The sequence below is a fragment of the Soonwooa buanensis genome (assembly GCF_900167905.1).
Taxonomy (GTDB): domain Bacteria; phylum Bacteroidota; class Bacteroidia; order Flavobacteriales; family Weeksellaceae; genus Soonwooa; species Soonwooa buanensis.
On the sequence record NZ_FUYZ01000004.1, the window covers coordinates 217,746 to 240,266 of the forward strand.

A 22,521-nucleotide genomic window follows, 5' to 3' on the forward strand; every position below is an offset into this window, starting at 1 on the left:
GATTTTAGTTATCGTTGCTGGTAATAATGTTGTGAAGCGTTTGTTTTAAACTTTCTAATTGCTCCTTTTTGTCATCCAATTTTTGATAAGTGTCTTTTAATAATGGATTTTCTCGCGACGCATTACTAAAGAACGAAATATTGTTATCCAATTTAACAACTTCAGCTTCTAGATCAGCAATTTGATTTTTAATTTTTCTTGCTTTATCTGTTAACTGATTTTCTGTTAGATTTTCCTCATTTAAGTCAAACTCATTGATTTTGTTAAGCTTAAGCTTGTCTCTCAAAGTTTTGTTAAACTCTGTATTGATGCCCAATTTATCTTTCGGAACTTTACCGATGGCATTCCATTGGTTTTTGATTTGCTCAATTTTTTCGATGCTACCTTCTTCGTTAGAAATCGTTTTTAATTGATCTAAAAGGGCGCGTTTATTTTTGAAATTATCTTTCCAATTGTCGGTTGTTGCGTTGTTTTTGTCACGGAAGTTTTTGAAAAACGTGTTACAAGCCTCACGGAATTCGTCCCAAACTTTATTAGCTTGCGATCTTGGTACATGTCCAACATGCTTCCAATCTTCTTGTAGTTTTTTGAAAAGTGGGACAATAGTTTCCCAGTCTTCCGATAACATATTGTCTTGCGCTGTTTTTATTAAAGCTAATTTCGTTTCTAAATTTTTGATTTGAGAATCTTTTAAATTTTTATAAAAACTATTTTTAGCGGTGTTAAAAGCGCGAAGATTTTGTTTGAAATCTGTCCAAGTTTGGTTAGAGACTTTCTTTGGAACACTTCCCGTTTTTAAAAACTCAAGACGAAGATTTTCAACAGTTTTAATAGCGTTTTGCCAATAATTGTGGTTGACGTTTTGACTAGGTGAAGCAAGTTTTTTTAATTCTTCGATAATCTCGGTTTTCTTCGCAAGATTAGCTTCTTGATCTTTTTCTAAATTAGCAAAAAGTTCAGATTTTCTTTCGTGGATTTTTTGCGAAATATCTTTGAATTCTTCCCAAGTTTTTTCACGGAATTCTTCTGCAACTGGTTCTGCTTCTTCTTTCCAAAGTTTGTGAAGATATTGTAACTCGTTAAGTGCTTTTTGTACCAAAGGCTCATTAAGAAGCTCTTTGGCGCGATCAATAATATGATTTCGTTTTTCTAGATTGTGGCTGTACTCTTGCTCAAGATATTCTTTGTTAAGATCTAACATCTCATTGAACATCTTAAGATGATGGAAGTAGTTGTTATTCAGGTTTTTAAACTCTGATTTTGCAACTTGTCCAGCATTAGACCAAGCTTCTTTAATCTCACGAATCGCTTTGAAAAGGTTAGTGCCAGCTTCGGTATTGGTATAAAGATTTTTTAATCTTTCGATGATATCGTGACGTTCTGCTAAGTTTTTAGAATGTTCTTCTTCTTGCTTTTTGTGGAAGTCATCCATTTTTTCTTTATAAATGTTGACTAAAGCAGAAAGGCGCGACGCCTTTGGATGTTGATAACTGAAGTTGGCCTCGTCGTTACCTTCTTCTGTGTATTGATGTTTTTTCTCTTCAATTTCGTCATGAATATGAAGATTAGCAGCATCTCTCAGTTGTTGGAATTTTCTCGAATGAGAGCCAGCGTCTTTAAGGTTGACAATTTTCTCCAACTCGTCCAATATTTGATCCAAAGACAAGGATTCTATCGGATTTTCTTCGGGCAAAGCTTCTATTTCTGCTTCGTAATCGATGTCATCGTGATGATGATTTTGCTCCGAATTGTTTTGAGATTCATCTAAAGATACTTTGTTTTCTTCATTTTCAGGATTTCCAGTCTCTGTTATCATAACCCAACTTTTTATTAGAATAAGAACTTTTTATCGTACTAAATTAATTTTTTTTTATGGAAATAGCCAACTTTTAAGGCTTTTTTATTAAATCCTTGATATTTGAAACGATTTTTAAAAGCTATTTTGTCCAAATTGACCAAGCTTTTTCCGCTTGTTGTTCTAGCATATAATAGCCATTCATGGTTATAGCGCCTTGTTTTCTAGCGTTTTTAATGAAAGACGTTTCGGTCGGATTGTAAATCAAATCAATAATATAATGTTGACTAGTCAAAGCCTCAAAAGGAAATTTTATACAGTCATCAACATTAGGAAAAGTGCCAACTGGCGTACATTGTACAATTAAAAAATGTTCTGAAACAATGTCCGACGTGAGGTTTTCAAAATTTAATTCAGATTTTCGAGAGACCGTTTTGTAATCGATGTTATGTTTTTCAAGAATAAATTTAACAGCTTTTGCAGCACCGCCATCACCCAAAATAAGAGCTTTGGTATGATGTGGTTTTTTATGAATCAAAAGACTTTTTTCAAATCCAAAAGCATCTGTATTAAAACCAATTTTTTTGTCATCAATCAATTTGACACAGTTAACAGCACCAATTTTTTCGGCTTCTTCACTTAATTCATCCAAAAAAGGAATAATCGCTTCTTTATAAGGAATAGTTACATTAAAACCTTTTAGCTCTGATGTATTAAATAAGTCACTGATTTTATTTAAATCTTGAACATCAAAAAAGTTGTACGAATGATTTTGTAAGAATAATTTTTTGAATTTTTCTTCAAAATATTTTTTTGAGAAAGAGTAGGAGATGTTTTTTCCTAAAAGTCCAAATTGCTGCGCTTGTTCCATAGAGTAAAGTTATAAAAAAAGACCGAAGAAATCTCCGGTCTTTAGTATGATTATTTTCAATATTATTCAACAATAAATTTAGTTGAAGAAGTTGAAGTTTTTAAAATGTACATTCCTTTTGGCAATTTGTTCAAGTTAAGTTTTTGCTTGTTTTTAACTTGGTTAAAGTTTTGAACTTTTTGACCGTTAAGGTTGTAGATTTCTACATTTTCTGAAGCTTTGATGCCTTCAACAAAAATCTCCTGATTTTTAACAGGGTTAGGATAAACTTTAATTTTGTTATCAGTATTTTTCACTTCGTCTGTTGCCATTTTTGTATAACAAGTCCAAGATAAGTTGTCAAGAGATACACGGTTAATGTAAGTTAGATTTTGGTCGATGATTTCTAATTCTACATTTCCTTCAATATTAATATTAGAAATAGTGTAAGTTTTTTTGCTTGTAGAATAATCGATTGTTCCTACTTTTTGACCATTAACTAAAACGCTAAGACTTCCAGCTTTATCTGTCCCGAAAGGCAAATAAGTTTTAAGAGAAAGACTTCCGATACCTCCTGTGATTCCTGTTGCTTTTAGATGTCCCGCATTAGTACCACCAGTTTTGATGTTGATTGCTTTGTTAGTATCACCATCGATATAGATTTGTTTGTCAGTTCTTGCATTAGTTGCTTCGTAGATAACGCCATTAGTCGACCATTCTCTTAATGAATAAGCTGATGCAGGTGGTTGACTAGGAACTGGGATGTTGTCGAAAGTTTCGGTACCACAAGTTGTTCCTGTGTTGCCACCATCGCCGTCGCCATTTCCGTTAGATTTTGTAGTTGTTACTTCTATTGTATTACTAGCCGCAGATACGTTACCAGCAGCATCTTTAGCTTTAACATAGAAAGTGTAAGTTGTTTCTGGTGCTAGACCTGTAATGTTGATGCTGTTAGTAGAAGCCGTTTGTACATATTCATTATTCATGAAAACTGTATAGTTAGCTACACCAACGTTGTCTGTAGAAGCTGTCCAAGTTAAATTAGCCGCAGTTGAAGTAACATTGCTAGCTGCCAAATTAGTAGGAACAGTCGGCGCTTGTGTATCGGTAGAAGTTCCACCGTTAAATGAATCTGGCCAAGTGTTTTGTGCATTTGGACCACCCCAAATAACTGTTGCTAAATAAGGATTATCGATGAAAGGATTTCTGTTTCCTTGCTTGTTAGCAACGATGTTGTTACGTTGTACTTCGAAAGCAGAAACTGGATCTTCGATGTTCCATTTTAATAAAATATCTGGGAAGTCTGAAGAGTAAGTGCTAGGTCCCATTGTGATGTTAAGAGGCTTACATCTATCGTTGTAACGCACGTACATATACATAAGGATTCTTGCAACATCACCTTTCCATTCGTCGCCTGGATACCAACCTCCACGACTAGACTTTTGCGCCATTGCGCCCATGCCATCATCGAAAGAAAGATTTCCTCTTGTACTATTTAATGTAATATCAGCTGGACGTAAGTGGTGACCGTCAGCACCAGGACCTGAAGTTCCTAAGTTAGGTGTTCCTTTAGATTTAGCATATACGTGCTCTCTGTTCCAAGATCCGTTGATGCTTCTACTTCTTTGGTGTGTACCAGAACTTTGAGATCCGTAGATTAATAACAGATTACCAGCCACATCTTTGTCAACGTCACTCACTTTCAAAAGGTCTTGAAGTTGAGAGTAAGAGATCGTTGTAGTGTGAGTACTGGTGATAGTTGTTGCTAACTGGCTTTTCATTTGATTACCAGTTGCATTAAAATCGACCTGATTATAATAAGCAGGTGCCGATTGCGCATTTACTACAAAAGTAATAATAGATGCTAAAAAAGATAGCTTTAGTTTCATAAACTCGATTCTTATTTTAAGCTTGTTATATTGTTGCGATAATATTATTGTTGTTGACGATGTTAACCGAATCATTAAAAATTACCTTTTCAATCTCTTTTTCAAATTCTAAAAAAAAAAATTCTTCAAATAGATAAAGCGTTCCGTCTAGAATATTTTTAGTTGACTGATTTTCAATTTTAATACTAATTGGTGAATCGATTAGAACGTCGTTGTTCCATTTTAAATCTGATTTTGAAAACTTAAAAACTTTCGCAAACAAACCTGGATGATTATGTCCAGCACCAGCAAAAATTCTGTTCTCAGACTTGTCGATAGCGATAACGTAAAGCGGTTCTTTTGCGCCACCTATTTGATTAACACCTTTTCTTTGACCGATTTTAAAATGTTCGATACCATCATGACCTCCAATCAAAATTCCGTCAAATAATGAATACTTAGGATTTTCTGCTTCCCACGTAAGCTCAGCTTCTTTACTTTGGAATTCAGGTTTTTGAAGTCCATAAAGTGGCGAGTTTGCGGGGATTTCGATAATTTGACCTTTAATATTCATTTCGAGTTCAATATTTTTTTTGAAAGGGCATCAAAGATAAACAATATTTTTTATTTGTAAAATGCAGAATGTTAAGGTTTTGTGAATTTTTAAAACACAATTATTTTTTATTTTTATTAAATCTGCAAAGATGATAAAAGAAGTTACACGATAGTTTAATAACAAAATAAAAAAGCATCCAGAAAACTCTGAATGCTTTCGAAATATTGTTTAAAAAAGAATTATTCTACGATGAATTTCGTATTTAATTCTCTCGTTTTTAAAATATAAATTCCTTTTGGTAAATTTTTAAGTTGGATTGTATTTCCATTTTTGAATGGTTGATCAATCTCTTGCACGCGTTGTCCTACCAAATTGTAGATCCAAGCTTTGTCATATTGCTTAAGGTCATTACCTTGTACAGTAATCGTAGAGCTAGATTTAACTGGGTTAGGATAGATTTTGTATTTAGTAGAAAAACCAGCATCTTCAACAGCAAGTGGCGAAAGTCCCCAAACTTTAGTTACAAACTCTGGATTATCGATGTATGGATTTCTGTTGTTTTGGTATAAATATGTAGCATTGTTACGATCTAGCTCAAATTGAGATACTGGATCTTGTTGATGCCATAAAAGAAGTGTGTTAAGCTCCCAAGTTTGTAATCCAGGGAATTTTGTAGTTGACAAAATTTGATTTGCTTTGAAACCAGATAATTTATCTTCATATCGAGTTGCAAAGTACAAAACCATTCTTGCAACATCACCTTTGAACTCGTTGATAGGTTCAGCCACAGTTCCTGAGTATCCCGGCGACGTAGTAGATCCTACCTTTGTACCATTTTTAGAAGTATAAGATGCGTTTCCAACTTTTCCAAAAGGATAATTGCTTCGCATTCCGTTTACTTTACCATCTGTTGGACGGATGTGGTGCATGTCAGAAACCATTGGTGATGCTTCGCTAAAAATACTTTGCGGCACAACGTGCTCTCTGTTGTAGCAATCGCCTTCAACGGAATAATTACCACATCTTTTCTGACCGTGGTTATAGTTATACGGATCTTTCCCGTTAGGGTCTTCAGAATACATGTCTAGAACTGTACCATCATTTTCGTAACCACCAGTCGAATATTTGTCCGTATCTGTTGATGGATAACCGTTATACAAGTTGTCATAACTTTTAGTAACATAACCAGCACTAATGATAGCGCTTAATTTTGTTTTAAGAGCGGCTCCAGATAATCCATCTGTACCATTGTAATATCCTGCTGGGATCTGCGCTGATGCAAAGCCAAATGCAGCTAATCCTAATAAAAGAGAGATTTTTTTCATTTTCAATAAAATTGGGCGGTAAATATACATTTTAATTTTAAAGTTGTTCATTATTTTTTAATTAATCTTAAAATGCCTTTGTTTACAAGATTTTTTCGACTTTGTAAATAGATTTTTTATTATTTAATTTATTGATTTATAATTAGTTATATTTAAAATTAAATTTCGTTTATATTAATGATATTTTTTAATTTTAAAGAATGTTTAGCTTTTGAAAATAAAATTAAAGCTCCCAAAAATCTCTATAAGATTGTTTAAAAAACTATAATTAACAAAAAAAGCATTCATAACTAAATGAATGCTTTTTCAGATTTATTACAAACTAAATTATTCTACGATAAACTTTGTATTTAGTTCTTTTGTTTTTAAAATATAAAGACCTTTTGGTAAATTTTGAATTTGGATTGTATTACCATTTTTGAAGGGTTGATCAATTTCCATAACTCTTTGTCCTACAATATTGTAGATCCATGCTTTAGTATACTGCTCCAAATTTTTACCATCAACAGTTATAATGCCTCCAGATTTTACAGGATTAGGATATATTTTGTAGTTTTTTGAAAACGCCAAGTCGTCTGTAGACATATTGCTTGTCCATATTTTAGAAATCCACTCTGGATGATCTATGAAAGGGTTTCTATTACCTTGGAAGGCATAGACAGCGTTATTTCTGTCAATTTCTTTTTGCGAAACTGGATCTTGTGCTGCCCACCTCAAAAGCATCTGGATATACCAAGTTTTAAAACCTTGGTAAGTGCTTCCATCAAAAGGTGTTTCTGGTTTGTTCAAAGCATAAAAAGATGGAAGTCTGCTTTCATATCTTGTGATGAAATATAAATGCATTCTTGCAAAGTCACCTTTGAATTCGTTAATTGGTTCAAACACGGTATTTGTATAACCAGGTGTTATAGAATTACCGATTTTTGTACCGTTTGTGAAAGTTTTTGTCGCTGTTCCTACTTCGCCATAGTTGTAATCTGACCTTTGAGAATTGACATAATAATCGGAAGGAATAATAAAGTTGGCATCACTAGACATCGGGGATGCGCTCTGTCCTCCAAAGTAATTTTTTGGTAAAGAGTGTTCTCTGTTGTAGCAGAAACCTTCATTATTTTGGTTAGCACTTCCACATTGGTTGCCACCAGCATTTGCAGATCCATAGTTATATTCGTAAGAATCGTTAACTGTACCAGGTTCCGATGGTGCAGGGTTTTCCGAATACATATCGAGAATCGTGTTGTCTTTTTCGTAGTATTGATCTCTGTCGGTAGTTTTGTAAGCTAACCAAAGTCCAGAGGATCCGCTTCCGTAACCTTGATCAACGTGACCTGCTGTAATAATTTGACTTAGTTTAGTTTTCAGTGCGGCACCAGTTAGTCCGTCAGTTCCGTTATAATATCCATTCGGGATTTGTGCAGAGGCGAAACCAAAAATCGTCAAGCCTATAAGAATAGAAAAATTTTTCATATCGAGATAAAATTTGACTGTAAAATTACAGATTAAACTTCATCTCAATAATTAAATTAAAATTAAAATTTAGCGTTTTAACTTTCTAGAAAATATGTAAGCAACTAATAATCCGAAAGATAAACCAACCGCGGAAACAATTGCATAGTTGAAAAGAGTGATTTTAACAGGGAAAGGAAGATTCTCACCAGCCATGAAGAAATTAGTTTGTATCTGTACAAAACATAAAATTGTCCCCACAACTAGACCTAAAATTACCCCAATAACTACAATTAGTAGACCTGTGTTAAAATATGTTGTATTAAGATCTTTTTGCGTAAAACCTAACGAGCGAAGTGTTTTGGCTTGTGGCGCTTTATCTAGTTGCAAAATAATAACAGCTCCAGCCAAATTAAAAGTTGTAATGAAAATCACCAATGAGAATATCAAGTAGATCATTAGTTTTTCGGTGTTTATCATTTTCCAAAAAGCGGCATTCTCTTCAGATTTTGTACTTATTTCTACAGTGTTTTTCAGTTGATTTAATAAGCTTAATTTAACTTGGTCTGCTAAATCTGGATTTTTAAGTTTAATAACAACTTGGTAAGCAGCGTCTTTTGGAAGATTTAATAACTGTTGAGATAATTCAATTGGCGCAATAATATAATTGTTGAGTTGATCATTGCTCGGGAAAATCCCAGTAACATAAATTTCTTTTCTGTTAAAAATGTCATCCTCTTGCTGGATAATGCCTTTCCCAGCTTTCGGCATATAGATGGTCGCAAAATCTTGCGAAGAGTTGACTGGTATCGCCAGACGATTGTCAAGTTGGCCTTCCATCAAAACTTCGTTAGAATACTCAAAACTTGGATAAGTCCCGTATAACACTGTTTTGTTAATCGGATTTACGAGAGTATAAGCTGAATCTACACCACGCAGATAGGCTATTTCGCCATTGTCTTTGTAATTGATGTAGACTTTTTCTTCAATTATTTTAGAAAAACTTTCGACATTAGTATTCGATTTTAGAAGACTATTAATGTCTTTAATGTTTGTAAGCGTTTTTCCGTTTTTACTTTTAATAGTGAGATCCGCATGCAGATTTGCAATCATATCACTGTTGATATCTTCTAATGCAGAAAATACAGAGACAATTACAAACATCGACGCCACTGCAATCATCATCGCAAAAGCAGCAAGCCAAGTGATGAAAGTTACAGCATGACTACCTTTTTTGGCAGTAATGTAACGCGATGCGATATAAAGCGGATTATTTCTCACAAATCTTACAAAATAGGATTGTCGCCTTCGCCTTTTAGTTCCTTTTCGATACGTTCTACATCGTCAAGACTTGTGTCAAGATAAAATGATAAATTAGGAATAATACGCACCTGTTTTCCCATTTTTTGCCCAATAAAATTACGATACTGAGTTTTATTTTCCTCAATCTCCTTCATAATTGGTTTGCGCAATTCCGCGGGGAAGATGCTCAAATATATCTTAGCAATACTAAGGTCGGCAGTCACCTTAACGTCGCTAACGCTAATTAGAAAATTCTGGTTACTATCCGCAGATTGTTTTCTAAAAAGCTCAGCAAAATCCTCTTGTATAATTTGTGCGACTTTTCTTTGTCTATTACTTTCGTTCATGGCGCAAATTTAATACTTTTGTTTGATATAATATGGGCGTGCCCCGTTGTTTTTCCAAAGCAAAGCCAGAAGCTTGCCTAGGCCAAAAACAATCGGGTCGGTCTACGTGCAGTCGCTTTCCCCAGTGGCGGCGGAGCCGCCACTGGGGAAGAGCTCCAACAATGCACTTCGCCCTCACGCAAACATAATAAGATCTAAAACATGAAAATAGAACATCTCGGCATCGCCGTCAAATCCTTAGGATTATCCGACGACTTATTCTCAAAACTGTTAGGGAAAGACTCTTACAAACAAGAAAGCGTAGAGCGCGAAGGCGTTGTAACCTCTTTCTATCAAGTTGGTGATTCCAAAATCGAACTCTTAGAAGCTTCAAAAGAAGAAAGTCCCATTTCAAAATTCATTGAAAAGAAAGGAGAGGGCATTCATCATATCGCATTTGGCGTTGACGACATCCATTCCGAAATCGAAAGATTAAAAAAAGCAGGCTTCCAATTTATATCAGAAGAACCTAAAGATGGCGCTGATAATAAAATAGTTGTGTTTCTACATCCAAAATCTACAAATGGAGTCTTGGTAGAATTGTGCCAAGAAAAGGCATAAAAAATTTGCATAGCACAGAAAAATTAGTATTTTTGCACTCACAAAATTTAACCAAATTTTGAGGCCCTATAACTCAGTTGGTTAGAGTAGCTGACTCATAATCAGCAAGTCCTTGGTTCGAGCCCAAGTGGGGCCACTTATTTTAAATCAAGCACTTACAGAAATGTAGGTGCTTTTTGTTTTTTATATAGGTCTAACATAGGTCTAACTTTTTTGTATTTTATTTAGAATGTTTTTTCTCTTAATTTTATAACATGATTAATCCCTTAATATATTTTGAGTCATTATTAGAAATAGATAAGTCAGAAATTAAAAAGCAACAATGGCTAAGAGATCAGAAGGAAGGATTATTACCATATCTAAAAAATGTTGATGATATTAATGGAATTGTAACGGTTGAGCTTGGTTTTTATGATGAGGACTCAAAAACTTGGTCAATAGATATAGAAACCTATTCTTTTTATAATGTTTTTCAAAATGAAATTAAATATGAATGTGAAAAAATAATTGAAAATCTGAATTTACTTATTTTGGAAAGTAGATTCCAAAATAATTCGCCATTATTTTTTTTAATAGAATTAAAGAATAGACTCAAAATGCTGCTAGATTATAGTTGTAAATTGTATTCTGATTATCCATTTGTAAATGAAACACTAGTTATAATTGATGATTTTATAAATTTAAAGATTAAGGATTGTAAATTATTTTCTTCAGAATTTAAACTCAGATCTACTAATTTTGAAAATTCGATAAAGAAAAATGAACTTTCTAAATTTAATAACGCTGATTCTTTCAATTGGCATGTTGTGCATTTTGATTCAAAAAAAAATCATTTAAAAAATTTGTTTGAAATGCTTACTACTCATTCTAAAGTAATTGATGCCAATTTTGAAGATTTTTATAATGCTTTTTCTGGAGAAATTGTTACTAATGGAATTAATTGGTTACTTGTTGGGAAAAGTAGAAAAACAAGTATTATTTCTCTTTGTTATTTTATAGATAAACTTGAAGAAAATGGATTTATAAATGAGATACCCTCCATTGACTTTGGAAAAAAAATATTGTATGTATTTCGAGAGAATGATGGTAATGTTTTTAATAGTGATAGTTTGAAGTCATCCCTTTCTGATTTTAGAAGAACAAAAACTTGTGCTCAGAGTGACCTTTTAGATTCAATAATTTCTAAAATTTAGATTTCAATAAAATATTATTTATAAGGCAACCTTTATGGGTTGCTTTTTTGTTTCAATAGACTTACAAACTTAGCCTTACTTATATGTGTAAAGTTATGTTAGTCTATTTTTCTAAGAAGTTTGCCATCGAAAGTTTCAGAGGGACTGAAACTAAAAATTTAAATTTTTAAAAAAATGGTAAATAACCAAATTATTGAAGCTCTAAAAGAGCTAGAAAACAAAATTAATGTTATTAGCATCTCTGCCAAAGAAATGTTGAATTTCGAAGAAACTCTAAATTATTTAAAGGTCAGTAAATCCTATCTGTACAAATTGACTAGTGCAAAAGAAATTCCGCACTACAAGCCATTAGGTAAGTTGATTTTTTTTAAAAGATCAGAGCTCAATGCTTGGATACTAAAAGGGGAGATTAAAACTAAAGATGCAGTTTACGATGATTACTGCACAAATTTATTAACAAAAACAAAATTAGTACATGTTTAAAAAAACTGAAGAAATCAGAAACGTGTTTGGAGAAGAGTCAAAAACACAAAAGCAGAAAAATGAAATTATAGACTCAGTAATTTCTAAAAAACAAATTATGAAAGAACAAATTATTAAGAGTGATGTAGCAGTTAAGAAGGCTACACCAGTATTAAAGACTAAAGATCTTGATTTGATAGATATCAATTTAGAAGGTGACAAGAAATCTACTTTTTACAATATTGTAACAACAAATGCAGGGAATATTATTGAATTTAAGATTGCTAAAATTTTAACTTTTTTGGAAGATAACGGATTTTGCAGGTTGAAAATGCCAAAAGGAGGATATGAATTAATAAGAATTGAAAGAAGAAGTATAATATCATTTGCGGATAATTCAGATATAATGAAGGTAATTAAAACAAAAGTTCTTAATGAAGATAACTGGGGTTAGTTAATGGTGTAGATTTATCAGAAATACTACCTGAATTACACCATTTTAAAATTTCTTCACCAGTTTTTTCAGTAATATTAAATTCAGGTTTTCCCATAAATAAACCTGTTCTATCTTTGCTTGCTGCAGCAAAATGTTTAATATCAATATCAAAGACCAGAGTAAATTCATAATCTAATCCATCTCTTTGTACTGATTTTAAACCTACTTTTTCAGGTACAAACTTACCATCTTTTTGATTTAGGACATAATCTTGTTTAGTGCGCATTGTTGCTATAACATGTGCTTTGCATTGTAAGATTTTGTCAATGAAGAGCTTTTCCAAAGGTTTAATTTTAGCCCAATTGGTGAAGCTATTTCCTGCTAGGGAACTATGGTAATCCAGTAAGTAGTCCCAACAATGCGAGATACTATCAAGAATTATTACTTCCATACCTGCTTCTTCGCAGATATTGATTGCATCAACATATTGCTGAGGTGTGAAAGGAGGTTTTAAAGAAAGAACATTATAAGTTCCTAAATGTGCATACAAATCAGCACTTCCATTTTCTGTGTCTATAATAGCAACTTTAGAGAAGTCACCATTTGTCATTCCTTTTGCTATGATTAGGGAGGAGTAGGTTTTTCCTGATCCTGCAGATCCTTGTAAAGCCATTTTGATTCTGGCTTGCTTTCTTTCAGATTGTCTTAATTGCATTTTTTTTTAAAATTAAATGTTAATATTAAATTGAAAATCCTTACAAAATATTTGTAAGGATTAATAATTTTCTTAATGATTTTTCAGAATAATATGAGTGCCAAAGTGCTGAAAATTTTATTTTTTTTTTCATACACTATGATTATTTGTTGTAGTTAGAGGTATTTTGTCTTTTTTTTGGTTGTGCAAAATTTTGGCACTTTAGCACTTTGTTGTAATTAGCAGAAATTGATTTTTATTATAGAAGTTTTTCTACTGCTTCATCTATTACTGAATTTTCAAGATCTTTCAAATAAGCTTGTGTTATGGCAATGTTTTGATGTCCCATTGCTTCAGAAATAACGTCTGTGGAAACACCTTTTTGTTTTAGATTTGTTGCAAAACTATGTCTAGCTACATAACTTGTTAGACTGGCATCTATTTGACATAGTTCAGCTATTTTTTTTAAATCTTTATTGAATTTTTTTAATGTTTTTTCCTTTCTGTACTCTAGCTGAATTGGGGAAGATTCATCATTTAGAATAATAGGAAAAATGTATTTTGTTTTTTTCTTCCCTTTACTATAATAGTCAAGAATCTCTTGCACTGGTTCAGTGATTTTGACAGTTAGCTTGGTTTTTGTTTTGCTTCGAGTATAAATAATTAATCCTTCAGAAATATTGTCCCATTTAAGTTTCATTATATCATAGAAGTTCATGCCTCTTGTATAATAGCTGAATATAAAGTAATTTCTTGAGTTAGTTAGTTGTGGGATTATTGTAAGGTCTAATGTTCTTATTTTCTGGATGTTATCAAATGAAATAGCTCTTTTATTGCTTGAGGCTTTTAATTTTGAAATTTTATAAGCATCAAAAGGATAATTATCTTTTGAAATTAAGCCTTTTTTTACAGCATCATTATATAAAGCTCTTATAGCCCTCATTCTTACAGCTATACCACTATCTGAAGATCCTCTAGTTCTTAAGTGAATTTCATATTTATCTAGTAGTAATGGACTTATGTCTCTAAAGTAGATAGTTTTGTTATTTAAGAAATTGAAGAAGGCTCTTTTGCAATCTGCGTAGTATCTTGCATTTCCAGTTCTACCTGATTTTGTCAAATTATCAATTGTAGTTGTCCAAAATTCATTTACAGATATTTTTTTTTCTGCTTTGTAGCTGAAGAATAGTTCTTCAAACTCGGGTAGTGTTAAATCATTGTTTTCTGCAATAGCATCACTAAATACTTTTTCAGCTTTTGCTTTTATTTTTTCAAGAGTGGAGTTTTTTTGTTGGTACTGTAAATGTGTTTTTCTAAATTCATTTTTGTTATCATTCCAATGAGCTTTTTCACAATAAAAACCAGTAGAAATTAATTTTGATTTTCTATCCTTAGTAACCCTTAGATAAATAGGAAACAAACCATTTGAATGTGCTTTATTTTTAAGAATAAATTTTAATGATGCCATGAAAATATTTTAAAGGTCTAACATAGGTCTAACAAAAATAGAAAAAATAGGAAATTAAATGAAATTAAAAATATTTTTTATATTTAAAATTCCTTTAAATACGATGGTTTTGAAAGAATGTGAAAAAGAATGAAATGAAAATTTCGCTGACTCATAATCAGCAAGTCCTTGGTTCGAGCCCAAGTGGGGCCACTTGAGTATAAAGCACTTACATTTATGTAGGTGCTTTTTTTATCTAAGTATGTATAATTGTTGACGTCTTATTTTGATTATATTTTTCAACTTTATATTTTGTATTTTATTTTCACCAAACCGAATAGCTAAATGAAGACTTTCCCAGTTATCGCCTCAATTTTGTCACCGAAAGAATTAGGTGAATTTATTATCGAGCAATACCAGTTAAATAATGATTTTGAATGTTCTCTTTTTAGAACTGGCGTTAATCATACTTATTTTTTGTCTAATGAAGATACAAAATATGTCATAAGAGTATATTGTCATAATTGGAGAACCAAACTTGAAATTCAAGAAGAATTGGAATTGTTAATATTACTCAAAAAGCATAATCTTTCAATTTCTACTCCAATTCCCAATAAAAATGGAAGTCAAATCTTAGAAATAGATACGCCAGAAGGTATAAGATATGTTGTACTTTTCACATTTGCGAAAGGTGAAAAAATGCGTTTTATGACTAACGAAACCTGCGCAGCAATTGGATCGATGATGGCAAAAATCCATAATGTAACGGCGAGAAAAAGAATCGACAGAGTAGATTACAATAGCGATGTTTTGATATACAAAGCCTATGATAAGCTAAACATGTTTTTTTCAGGAGATTTAGATGAAATGAAATATCTAAAACAAATTTCCTCGCAATTAGAAAAGCGTTTTAAAGAAACCGATTTCTCCGATGACCAAAAAGGCATAGTTCATTTGGATATTTGGTACGATAATTTGGCGGTAAATAAAGAAAATGAAATTACAATATTTGATTTCGATAATTGTGGAAATGGTCCTTTGGTTTTAGACATCGGTTATTTTTGTAAACAATTATTCTTTATAGAAGCAGACAAAAATATTTACGAATCGAAAGTTGAAAGTTTTCTAAATGCTTACAAAAAAGAAAGGAATTTATCCAAAAAAGAATTGAATTTAATTCCAGAAGCGGGAGCCTCCATTTTTATTTTTTATCTTGGTGTACAAGCCCAAAGATTTGATTGGTCTAATATTTTTCTGACAGAGAATTATCTTAAAATGTTTGTTGGTAGAATAAAAAAATGGCTAAATTACTATGATGAAAAAAGTAAAATTTAATACATTACTGATAAACCTAGCAAAGCGATAATATTACTTAATAAAGCAGATGAATAGGTGGTTTTTATGGTTAGACAACACTTTTCATTATAAATCAATTCTTTATAGTACAATGAAACACAATTTTTCTTTTGTTCTTTTTCTGCTTTCGGTTTTCATGTTTTCGCAAAATAAAGTGATTACGAAATCAGAGAATTCTGTTCAATTTAAAGGTAATATTCAAGGTAGTCCGTTAACGATTTTTTTGAAAAACCAAGATATTATCGATTGCGATGACTACGACAGATTTGTCGAAGGTTGGTATTATTACGATAAGTACAAAACAAAAATCCCTTTGAATGGTTACACGAAAGGCTGCGACATGAAATTATTTAATTTTGGAAAAAACCAAAAGTCTGTGGTATCTAAACTTCAAAATTTGGTTAGCAATTCAACAATAGATAGTTTGTATCGGAATTCCAATCCAGAAGAAATTTTATCATTCGATAGATGTTTTTATTCCGAAAATAAAACTAAAACTTTCAAAGGCGAGTTTAAGAACGCAGATAAGACTACAGAAATCCTTTTGGATACTGATGATATATTTATTGGTAGAAAATTGGAGAATTTTGAACTTCCCAATCAAAAGGAAATTAATTTGCGAAAAGTGTTTGCTGGCTATGGTGGCAATCAGTTTTATAGTTTAACGGAAGACAAATCAGAAAATCGATTGATCTTTTATTTCGAAAGTATTTCCAATCATAATGCTTGTGGACAATGCGGCGCAAGCGATGACGAAAAAGGTTATCGAATTATCTATTTTGATAAAAATTGGAATATTAAAAAAACAGACGAGTTTTTGACCGAAAGTTGTCTTTCATTTATATACGATACTAAAATTATAAAAAAGTCTAAAACCGAAGTCAAATATCAAATTACTGATGATTCTGGAGCGGATAAGAAACAATATTTTTTAGTTGTTAATAAAGCTAATTCGACTATTGTTAAACTGTAAAAACCGAATTAAAATCTAAACTATCTACTTCGGTTATTGATAAAAATGAAATAAAAAGCCTTGAATAATTGAAATTCAAGGCTATAATTTTTATTAACAAATAACCACCCGAAAATCAATCATTTTTACTTTATTTTCTTCAACTAGTTTTCTGATAGCCAATGTAATAATATGGTCTATTTGTGTCCCAACTTTCATAAATCCAAATGTTTTAGAGGTTTGGCGAACAAGATCTTCTTTACTCAAACTCAAGTTGGCTTCCATAATTTCCATGATTGCTAATTTTAGTTCCTCTTGCGAAATGTCTTCAATACTGCTTTTCTCAATGGAATTATCGCGATAGTTTCGCAAATTTTCTGGGCTCAGATTTTCATTCCAATAGAATTCTTGGTGGGTTGCGTTTTTAGAAATTGTAGCAATACTATCAACAATTTCCGTAAGATAATTGTTGAGTTTTGCGCCAGCTCGCGTGGTATTCCAAAGTTTTAAAATCTTTCTAAACAACAAATTTTTACTAATCGGTGCTTCGATAGCAATAATGTTTTGTATTTGTTTAAGGATTAAGGCTCTGTTTTCAAAATAATAAATACTTTCTGAATTGGCATTTGGAGCCATATCAACAATCGCAAATTCGTAAGGAATCATCGCTTTAGAATAAACAATATCTTGAACTTCTAATAAACTATTTTGAGACTTAAAAACGTCATGTTCAGAAAGCTTAATTTCTTCAATGATTTCCTCTTTTTTTTGATGTTTTAAAATTTCAAGCTTTTCTAAAATTTCAGCAACAATTTTATCTTTATTTTTTAACCAATCCAAAGTCCAAATACGATGCACATTCCAGCCTAAAGCTCCTAAAACACTTGGTGCAAGCAATTCTCGGTCGTTGGTTGTATGGATGTTAAAATAATTGTCGCCGTCCACCAAAATTCCGAGGATGTATTCTTTATTATTTTCAGGATTTACAATTCCTAAATCCACTTTGTAGTCGGAAGTTCCGATATGTTTTTTGATGTTTAAGCCTTGTTTTTCTAGATTCTCAGCGATTGATTCAATTAAAGAAATTTTAGAGTTTTCTTGAAAAGATAATCCCAATGCAAAATTTCCTTTTTCTGCAAAATTTAAGAAATCTTTTAAAGCTTTTACACCTTCAGATTTCGTTCTGTTTAGGTCAATTTGGTCACCTTTTAAGGAAGAAAAAACTTTCATTTCGTAACGCGCTCTGGTAACTGCAACATTCAGTCTTCTCCAACCGCCATCACGATTGAGAGGTCCAAAATTCATAGAAATTTTGTTTTCTTCATCTGGTCCATAACCAATAGAAAACAAAATAATGTCGCGCTCGTCGCCTTGTACATTTTCAAGATTTTTAATGAAAATTGGTTCGTCAGTATTCATCGAAAACTCTTCTAAACTTGGGTTTTCCTGAAACAATTTTTGAAGCAAATCTTCAATTAAAGTCTGTTGGGTTTGGCTAAAAGTTACAACACCAATGGACTTTTTGTTGCCCGACGAAAAATGATTTTTGATATAGTTAATAATCGCCAATGCTTCGTTGGTGTTGGTTCTCGTTTTTCCTTTATCGTAAAAGCCATGGACATGTTCAAACTTTACTTTTTGGTTGAGGTCGTCGGGAGAAGGGAAGGTCAACAATTTGCTGTCGTAGAAGTTTTTATTACTAAACGAAATCAAACTTTCGTGCTTGCTTCTATAATGTCGCAGCAGATAATTGGACGGAATCGAAAGCGCTAAACAATCTTCCAAAATGCTTTCTAAATCTTCCATTTCGATGTTTTCTTCATCTATTTTTGTTGACGAAAAGAAACTTGTAGGAGGCATCTGTTTTGGATCGCCCACAATGATGGCTTGTTTAGCTCGTGCCAATGCGCTGATGGCTTCTGCAGTCGGTAATTGAGACGCTTCATCGAAAATTACCAAGTCAAAATGATCGGTATTAACATCAAAATATTGCGCCACAGAAATCGGACTCATCAACATGCAAGGTTTCAGCCTCGGAATTAAAGTCGGAATTTGGTCAAATAATCGACGAATAGACACGCCACGACCTTTGCTGCGAATGGCTTTTTGCAAAAATCCAATCTCGGAACTTTGCGCTGCTTCTTGGTTAAAATTTGGGATGTTCGAACTCAGTTTTACAATTAATTGATTTTTAGAAATATCAACAAATTCTTTGTGCAAATCTTTGTATCGTTTGATTTGAGATTCATAAATATTGGCGTCAAAACTATTAAGAACTTCCGATTGATAGGTCGTTTGTAAGAAGTTGTTGAAATGCAAAATTTTATTAAATTCAAACTGAATGGCATTTGGATTCAATTTTCCGTCTTCTAATAAATTGACAAACCATTTTAAATCATTTTCGGAAGCTTTTCCTTTGTAAATATTGTAATTAATCCAGTTTTCGAGCTGATGAAGATTGGCTTTTATTTCATTCAGTTTTTCTAAAGTCGGGATTTCCGATAAATAATTTTCTAAACTATTTTTAGCTTCTTCAAAATTCTTTGCAGTGGTGGAAAGTTGCGTAATTTTTGCCGAAATATTTTGTTGAACAAAATTAGTTTTTAACCATTCTTCAGGGCTTTCAATGGAAGTTTGTTTTAGTAAATTTTCTAATTGCTCAATAGTTTGCGCATCAGTTTTCAAAGAATCTACGTCTAGATTTTCATTTTTAAAATATGTTGAATTTAAAACATTGAAAACCTCAAATCTACGTTCAGAAAGCTTGTTTTTAGAATCTTGAAAATCTTCTAATTGATTGAAAATTTGGTCAACACTTTGCTCCGAATCTATTTTAGAATTCGCGTAACCTTGCAATTGACTTTTTACTTTTCGTTGTTTCAACCATTTTGGAAGAAACCAAGTATGTTTCGCCTGATTCCATGTCAATCGCGATTCGTCCAAGTTTGCACCAAGAATACTGCGATTGAATTTTTGACCAATAGTTGTTTCTAAATTTTGTTTTTTAGAATTAAGCTCAATCCATTGTTGAAGTTGGGTTTTTTGTTCGTTGTTAAATTGAAAATCAAAAAGTTTTGTTTCGATTTTATGAGCTTTAATGAAATCTAAAACTTTTTCAAAATCCGAAATTTTATCTTCATTAATTTTAAATTTATTAAAAAGATTTGCCGAGTTTTCATTTGCAGAACGGTAATTGTCAATGCTTGTAGATAAAGCATTTTGATGTTCAAACTGATGTTGATTCAGCTTAACCAAATACAACGGATGTTTTTTTGGCTGTCCAATTTTCTCAACAACAGAAGCAAAAGGAACAAGCCAATCATTCCAATTATTCCATTTTGCTATCGTAAGATTTTGAAAATCAATATACTGTTTTTCAACATCCGAAAAGCCAATCTTATTTTGTTCCAAAAATGAAATAGAATCGTACAAACTCCAACCAATTTGGTTTTTATGATGCAGTTGTGTAACGTATTTGTTGAGCTCTTTTTTTCGTTCGTCCAGTCGAGTAGCTTCTTCTAAAAAATCTTTTGTTAATTGATATTTTGGCGTTTCCAAAGCTTTTTCAAATTGAACTAAAACATCAGATTTTTTAGATTTATTAGAATGCAGTTCCAAGCAAAAAGGCGCCAAACCAATATTTTCTAATCGCTTATGCACAACATCCAAAGCAGCTTTTTTTGCCGCAACAAACAAGACTTTTTTGTTATTCGCTAAAGCATCCGCGATAATGTTGGTGATGGTTTGCGATTTTCCCGTTCCGGGAGGACCATGGAGAATGAAAGTTTTGTTTTGGTTCGCATTTTTTACAGCATTCAATTGCGAATTATCAGTCGGAATTGGCAATGTCAAAGCCGAAGCCGAGAGTTCTTCAAGTTCTAAATCGTTACCGTCAACATTTTCTAATTTTTCAGATAGTTTGCCGTCTATCAGACTTTTTACAATGGAACTTTTCTGGATTTCGTCAGAATATTTGGAAATATCTTGCCACAAAATAAGCTTGTTGAAAGAGAAAGTTCCCAATACAATTTGCTCTAAAACATCCCAGCCTTCAAGGTTAAGAATAGTGTTTCGAATAATTGCTAAAACCCTTGGAACATCAACGCCAAGATCGTCCATCGGCAAGTTTTCTAAAGCATTTAAATTTAGATTAAATTCTTGCTTCAGATATTCGATTAATGTAATATTAATCATGGTTTCTTCCTCGCGACTTCGTAAGTTAAATTTAGAATTGACTGATTTTCGAGATAGCTCAACAGGAATTAATAAAATAGGCGCAAAACGTGGATTGTCTCTATTTTTGGGTTCAAACCATTTTAGCAATCCAAGTCCAAGATAAAGCGTACTTTTTCCGTTTTCTTCCTCTGCAAGCTTCGAATTTCTGTACAAATTAGTCAGAATTGTATCCAGATCATCGTTGTGATAAGTCGTTAAAAGCCGATTGTATTTGAATTCGTCTTCCGCCAGTTTGAACAAATCCTGAGACGGATGAAGTGGCGAAATATAATTATTATATTTTCGTGTAACAGGTTGATTGTTATCGGGTTGTATCGTATATGTTTTGCCGTCGGCCAAAGTGTCTTCCAAAAGATTGATTTTAAGATCAACAATTTGGAGCATACTTTTTGTGAAACGTAAATTCAAAAGATTGTTTCTCAAGGATAAATCTAATAACTTTCTTTCCCAAATTTTTTGCTTGCTGAGGTTGCTGTAATCGGTTAATTCGAGATTATCGTAAGTTTCGCCAAGGTCATAATCTTCGTCCAAATCTGTGGAATTGTTGCCGCTGTTAACCTCTTTTTTAAAACTAAAATCATTTTTTAAAATTGGCAACGGAACAATACCGTTTGATCTTGTATTTTTAACATCGATGGATAAAAGAAAATCGGCTTCTTTCATCAGTTGAGTTTCCGCGCTAGAAATCGCTTTACTGAAAGGCATTCCGCTGCCTTTGCAAAGACTAGTAGTTTCTATCAACGCAATTTCTTTAATGCCAGAAGCTATTCTTTTTGAAATCGCTGCTTGGTCAAAATTAATCATGGAATCAAAACGTTTATCTTCCAACCAAACACCAACAAAAGCATGACCTTTCGTCAAAACAATTATCGGGTTAAGGTCGATGGCTTCTAGACAAGCCGCAAAAAGTAGGGTGATGTCGATACAATTCCCGAATTTGGTTTCCAAAACTTGTTCAACCAAACGAATGCGCTGTCCTTGTTCTTCAAAACTTGGAGGCATGGCGCTGTAAATTAATTCTTGGTTTTGAATCGCTTTATACAACGCAGAAAGCATTTGCAAAATGCGTTCTTTATCATGGCTTTGATAGGCTTCAAAAGCTGGAGAATAGTTGTTCTGCTCAAGGATTTTTACAGCATCGCTTTTTATTTTATAGATCGAAGGATGATTCGGGGTAATGTAAGAACTCAACAATTGCGGAAATGCGCGAAGTCCACCAAAATAATCCATCGGCAAAACATCAATTTGGAAATGTGTCGAAACAAGCTCCAAATTATCAGCAAAGACTGTGATTTTGATGCTGTCAATATCTCTTTCGGTAAGATTTTTTAAAAAGTTTAATTGGTATTGAAAATCAAAATTCCTCACAACGATATTGTAGTTGGAAGAATCGTCAATAAAAATTTCATAGTTTTCAAAAATTCCTAAGCTAGAAGTGATTTCTAATTTTAGATTCTTGTGATGTTCTCCCAGATTTTCAATTACAACTTCGTACAGAAAATTGTATTTGTTTAAACAAAAAATATAGTTGAAGTAAGGACTGTGTTTTACAAGGATTTCGGGAATTGGAGATTCAGTCATATTAAAATGGAAGATTTAGTAAGCTAGAAAGCGACGATTTTTTGAAATTAACAATATTTGCATCAAAAACAATTT

The 22,521-nt window shown here is 32.4% G+C and carries 17 protein-coding genes and 1 tRNA gene; 7 read left to right on the top strand and 11 right to left on the bottom strand.

Going from position 1 to position 22,521, the window contains the following annotated elements; all coding sequences use genetic code 11:
• Positions 1-4: 4 nt before the first annotated feature.
• The 8 genes from B5X62_RS08025 to rbfA form a co-directional block, all read right to left on the bottom strand.
• Positions 5-1,816, bottom strand: a complete 1,812-nt coding sequence (locus B5X62_RS08025; protein WP_079666899.1) for a DUF349 domain-containing protein — start codon at positions 1,814-1,816, stop codon at positions 5-7.
• Between the two features lie 121 nt (positions 1,817-1,937).
• Complete coding sequence (locus B5X62_RS08030; protein WP_079666900.1) at positions 1,938-2,666, bottom strand: shikimate dehydrogenase family protein; 729 nt, start codon at positions 2,664-2,666, stop codon at positions 1,938-1,940.
• A 62-nt stretch (positions 2,667-2,728) separates the two neighbouring features.
• On the bottom strand, positions 2,729-4,534 hold the full coding sequence (locus B5X62_RS08035) for an endonuclease (RefSeq protein ID WP_079666901.1): 1,806 nt from the start codon (positions 4,532-4,534) through the stop codon (positions 2,729-2,731).
• Positions 4,535-4,559: 25 nt separating this feature from the next.
• A complete protein-coding gene (locus B5X62_RS08040) occupies positions 4,560-5,087 on the bottom strand; it encodes a tRNA methyl transferase PRC-barrel domain-containing protein (protein WP_079666902.1) in 528 nt (175 codons plus the stop codon).
• 221 nt (positions 5,088-5,308) lie between these two features.
• Entirely contained in the window at positions 5,309-6,394 is a 1,086-nt protein-coding gene (locus B5X62_RS08045; RefSeq protein WP_079666937.1) for an endonuclease, read from the bottom strand.
• 327 nt (positions 6,395-6,721) lie between these two features.
• On the bottom strand, positions 6,722-7,861 hold the full coding sequence (locus B5X62_RS08050) for an endonuclease (protein ID WP_079666903.1): 1,140 nt from the start codon (positions 7,859-7,861) through the stop codon (positions 6,722-6,724).
• 69 nt (positions 7,862-7,930) lie between these two features.
• Positions 7,931-9,121 (bottom strand): ABC transporter permease, encoded by a 1,191-nt coding sequence (locus B5X62_RS08055; protein ID WP_079666904.1) that lies wholly within the window; start codon positions 9,119-9,121, stop codon positions 7,931-7,933.
• 5 nt (positions 9,122-9,126) lie between these two features.
• A complete protein-coding gene (rbfA, locus tag B5X62_RS08060) occupies positions 9,127-9,489 on the bottom strand; it encodes a 30S ribosome-binding factor RbfA (RefSeq protein WP_079666905.1) in 363 nt (120 codons plus the stop codon).
• Between the two features lie 201 nt (positions 9,490-9,690).
• On the opposite strand from rbfA, the gene mce reads away from it, so the two are divergent.
• The 5 genes from mce to B5X62_RS08085 all read left to right on the top strand — a co-directional run bounded on the left by mce (position 9,691) and on the right by B5X62_RS08085 (position 12,198).
• On the top strand, positions 9,691-10,089 hold the full coding sequence (mce, locus tag B5X62_RS08065; RefSeq protein WP_079666906.1) for a methylmalonyl-CoA epimerase: 399 nt from the start codon (positions 9,691-9,693) through the stop codon (positions 10,087-10,089).
• 62 nt (positions 10,090-10,151) lie between these two features.
• A tRNA-Ile gene (locus B5X62_RS08070) sits at positions 10,152-10,225 on the top strand.
• A 118-nt stretch (positions 10,226-10,343) separates the two neighbouring features.
• Complete coding sequence (locus B5X62_RS08075) at positions 10,344-11,282, top strand: hypothetical protein (protein WP_079666907.1); 939 nt, start codon at positions 10,344-10,346, stop codon at positions 11,280-11,282.
• A 174-nt stretch (positions 11,283-11,456) separates the two neighbouring features.
• On the top strand, positions 11,457-11,765 hold the full coding sequence (locus B5X62_RS08080; protein ID WP_079666908.1) for a helix-turn-helix transcriptional regulator: 309 nt from the start codon (positions 11,457-11,459) through the stop codon (positions 11,763-11,765).
• Entirely contained in the window at positions 11,758-12,198 is a 441-nt protein-coding gene (locus B5X62_RS08085; protein WP_079666909.1) for a hypothetical protein, read from the top strand. Before B5X62_RS08080 ends, B5X62_RS08085 begins: the two co-directional genes overlap by 8 nt.
• Here B5X62_RS08085 and B5X62_RS08090 read toward each other — a convergent pair.
• Entirely contained in the window at positions 12,176-12,895 is a 720-nt protein-coding gene (locus tag B5X62_RS08090; protein WP_079666910.1) for an AAA family ATPase, read from the bottom strand. The genes B5X62_RS08085 and B5X62_RS08090 overlap by 23 nt on opposite strands.
• Positions 12,896-13,133: 238 nt before the next feature.
• Positions 13,134-14,342: a site-specific integrase gene (locus B5X62_RS08095; RefSeq protein ID WP_079666911.1), complete on the bottom strand. Its 1,209-nt coding sequence runs from the start codon at positions 14,340-14,342 to the stop codon at positions 13,134-13,136.
• A gap of 324 nt (positions 14,343-14,666) precedes the next feature.
• On the opposite strand from B5X62_RS08095, the gene B5X62_RS08100 reads away from it, so the two are divergent.
• Complete coding sequence (locus B5X62_RS08100) at positions 14,667-15,656, top strand: phosphotransferase (RefSeq protein WP_079666912.1); 990 nt, start codon at positions 14,667-14,669, stop codon at positions 15,654-15,656.
• Between the two features lie 112 nt (positions 15,657-15,768).
• The gene (locus B5X62_RS08105) at positions 15,769-16,650 is read left to right on the top strand and encodes a hypothetical protein (RefSeq protein WP_079666913.1); all 882 of its coding nucleotides are present in this window, start codon (positions 15,769-15,771) and stop codon (positions 16,648-16,650) included.
• A 93-nt stretch (positions 16,651-16,743) separates the two neighbouring features.
• Here the strand turns inward: B5X62_RS08105 and B5X62_RS08110 are convergent, their stop codons facing one another.
• On the bottom strand, positions 16,744-22,446 hold the full coding sequence (locus tag B5X62_RS08110) for a DUF3320 domain-containing protein (RefSeq protein ID WP_079666914.1): 5,703 nt from the start codon (positions 22,444-22,446) through the stop codon (positions 16,744-16,746).
• Positions 22,447-22,521: the final 75 nt, after the last annotated feature.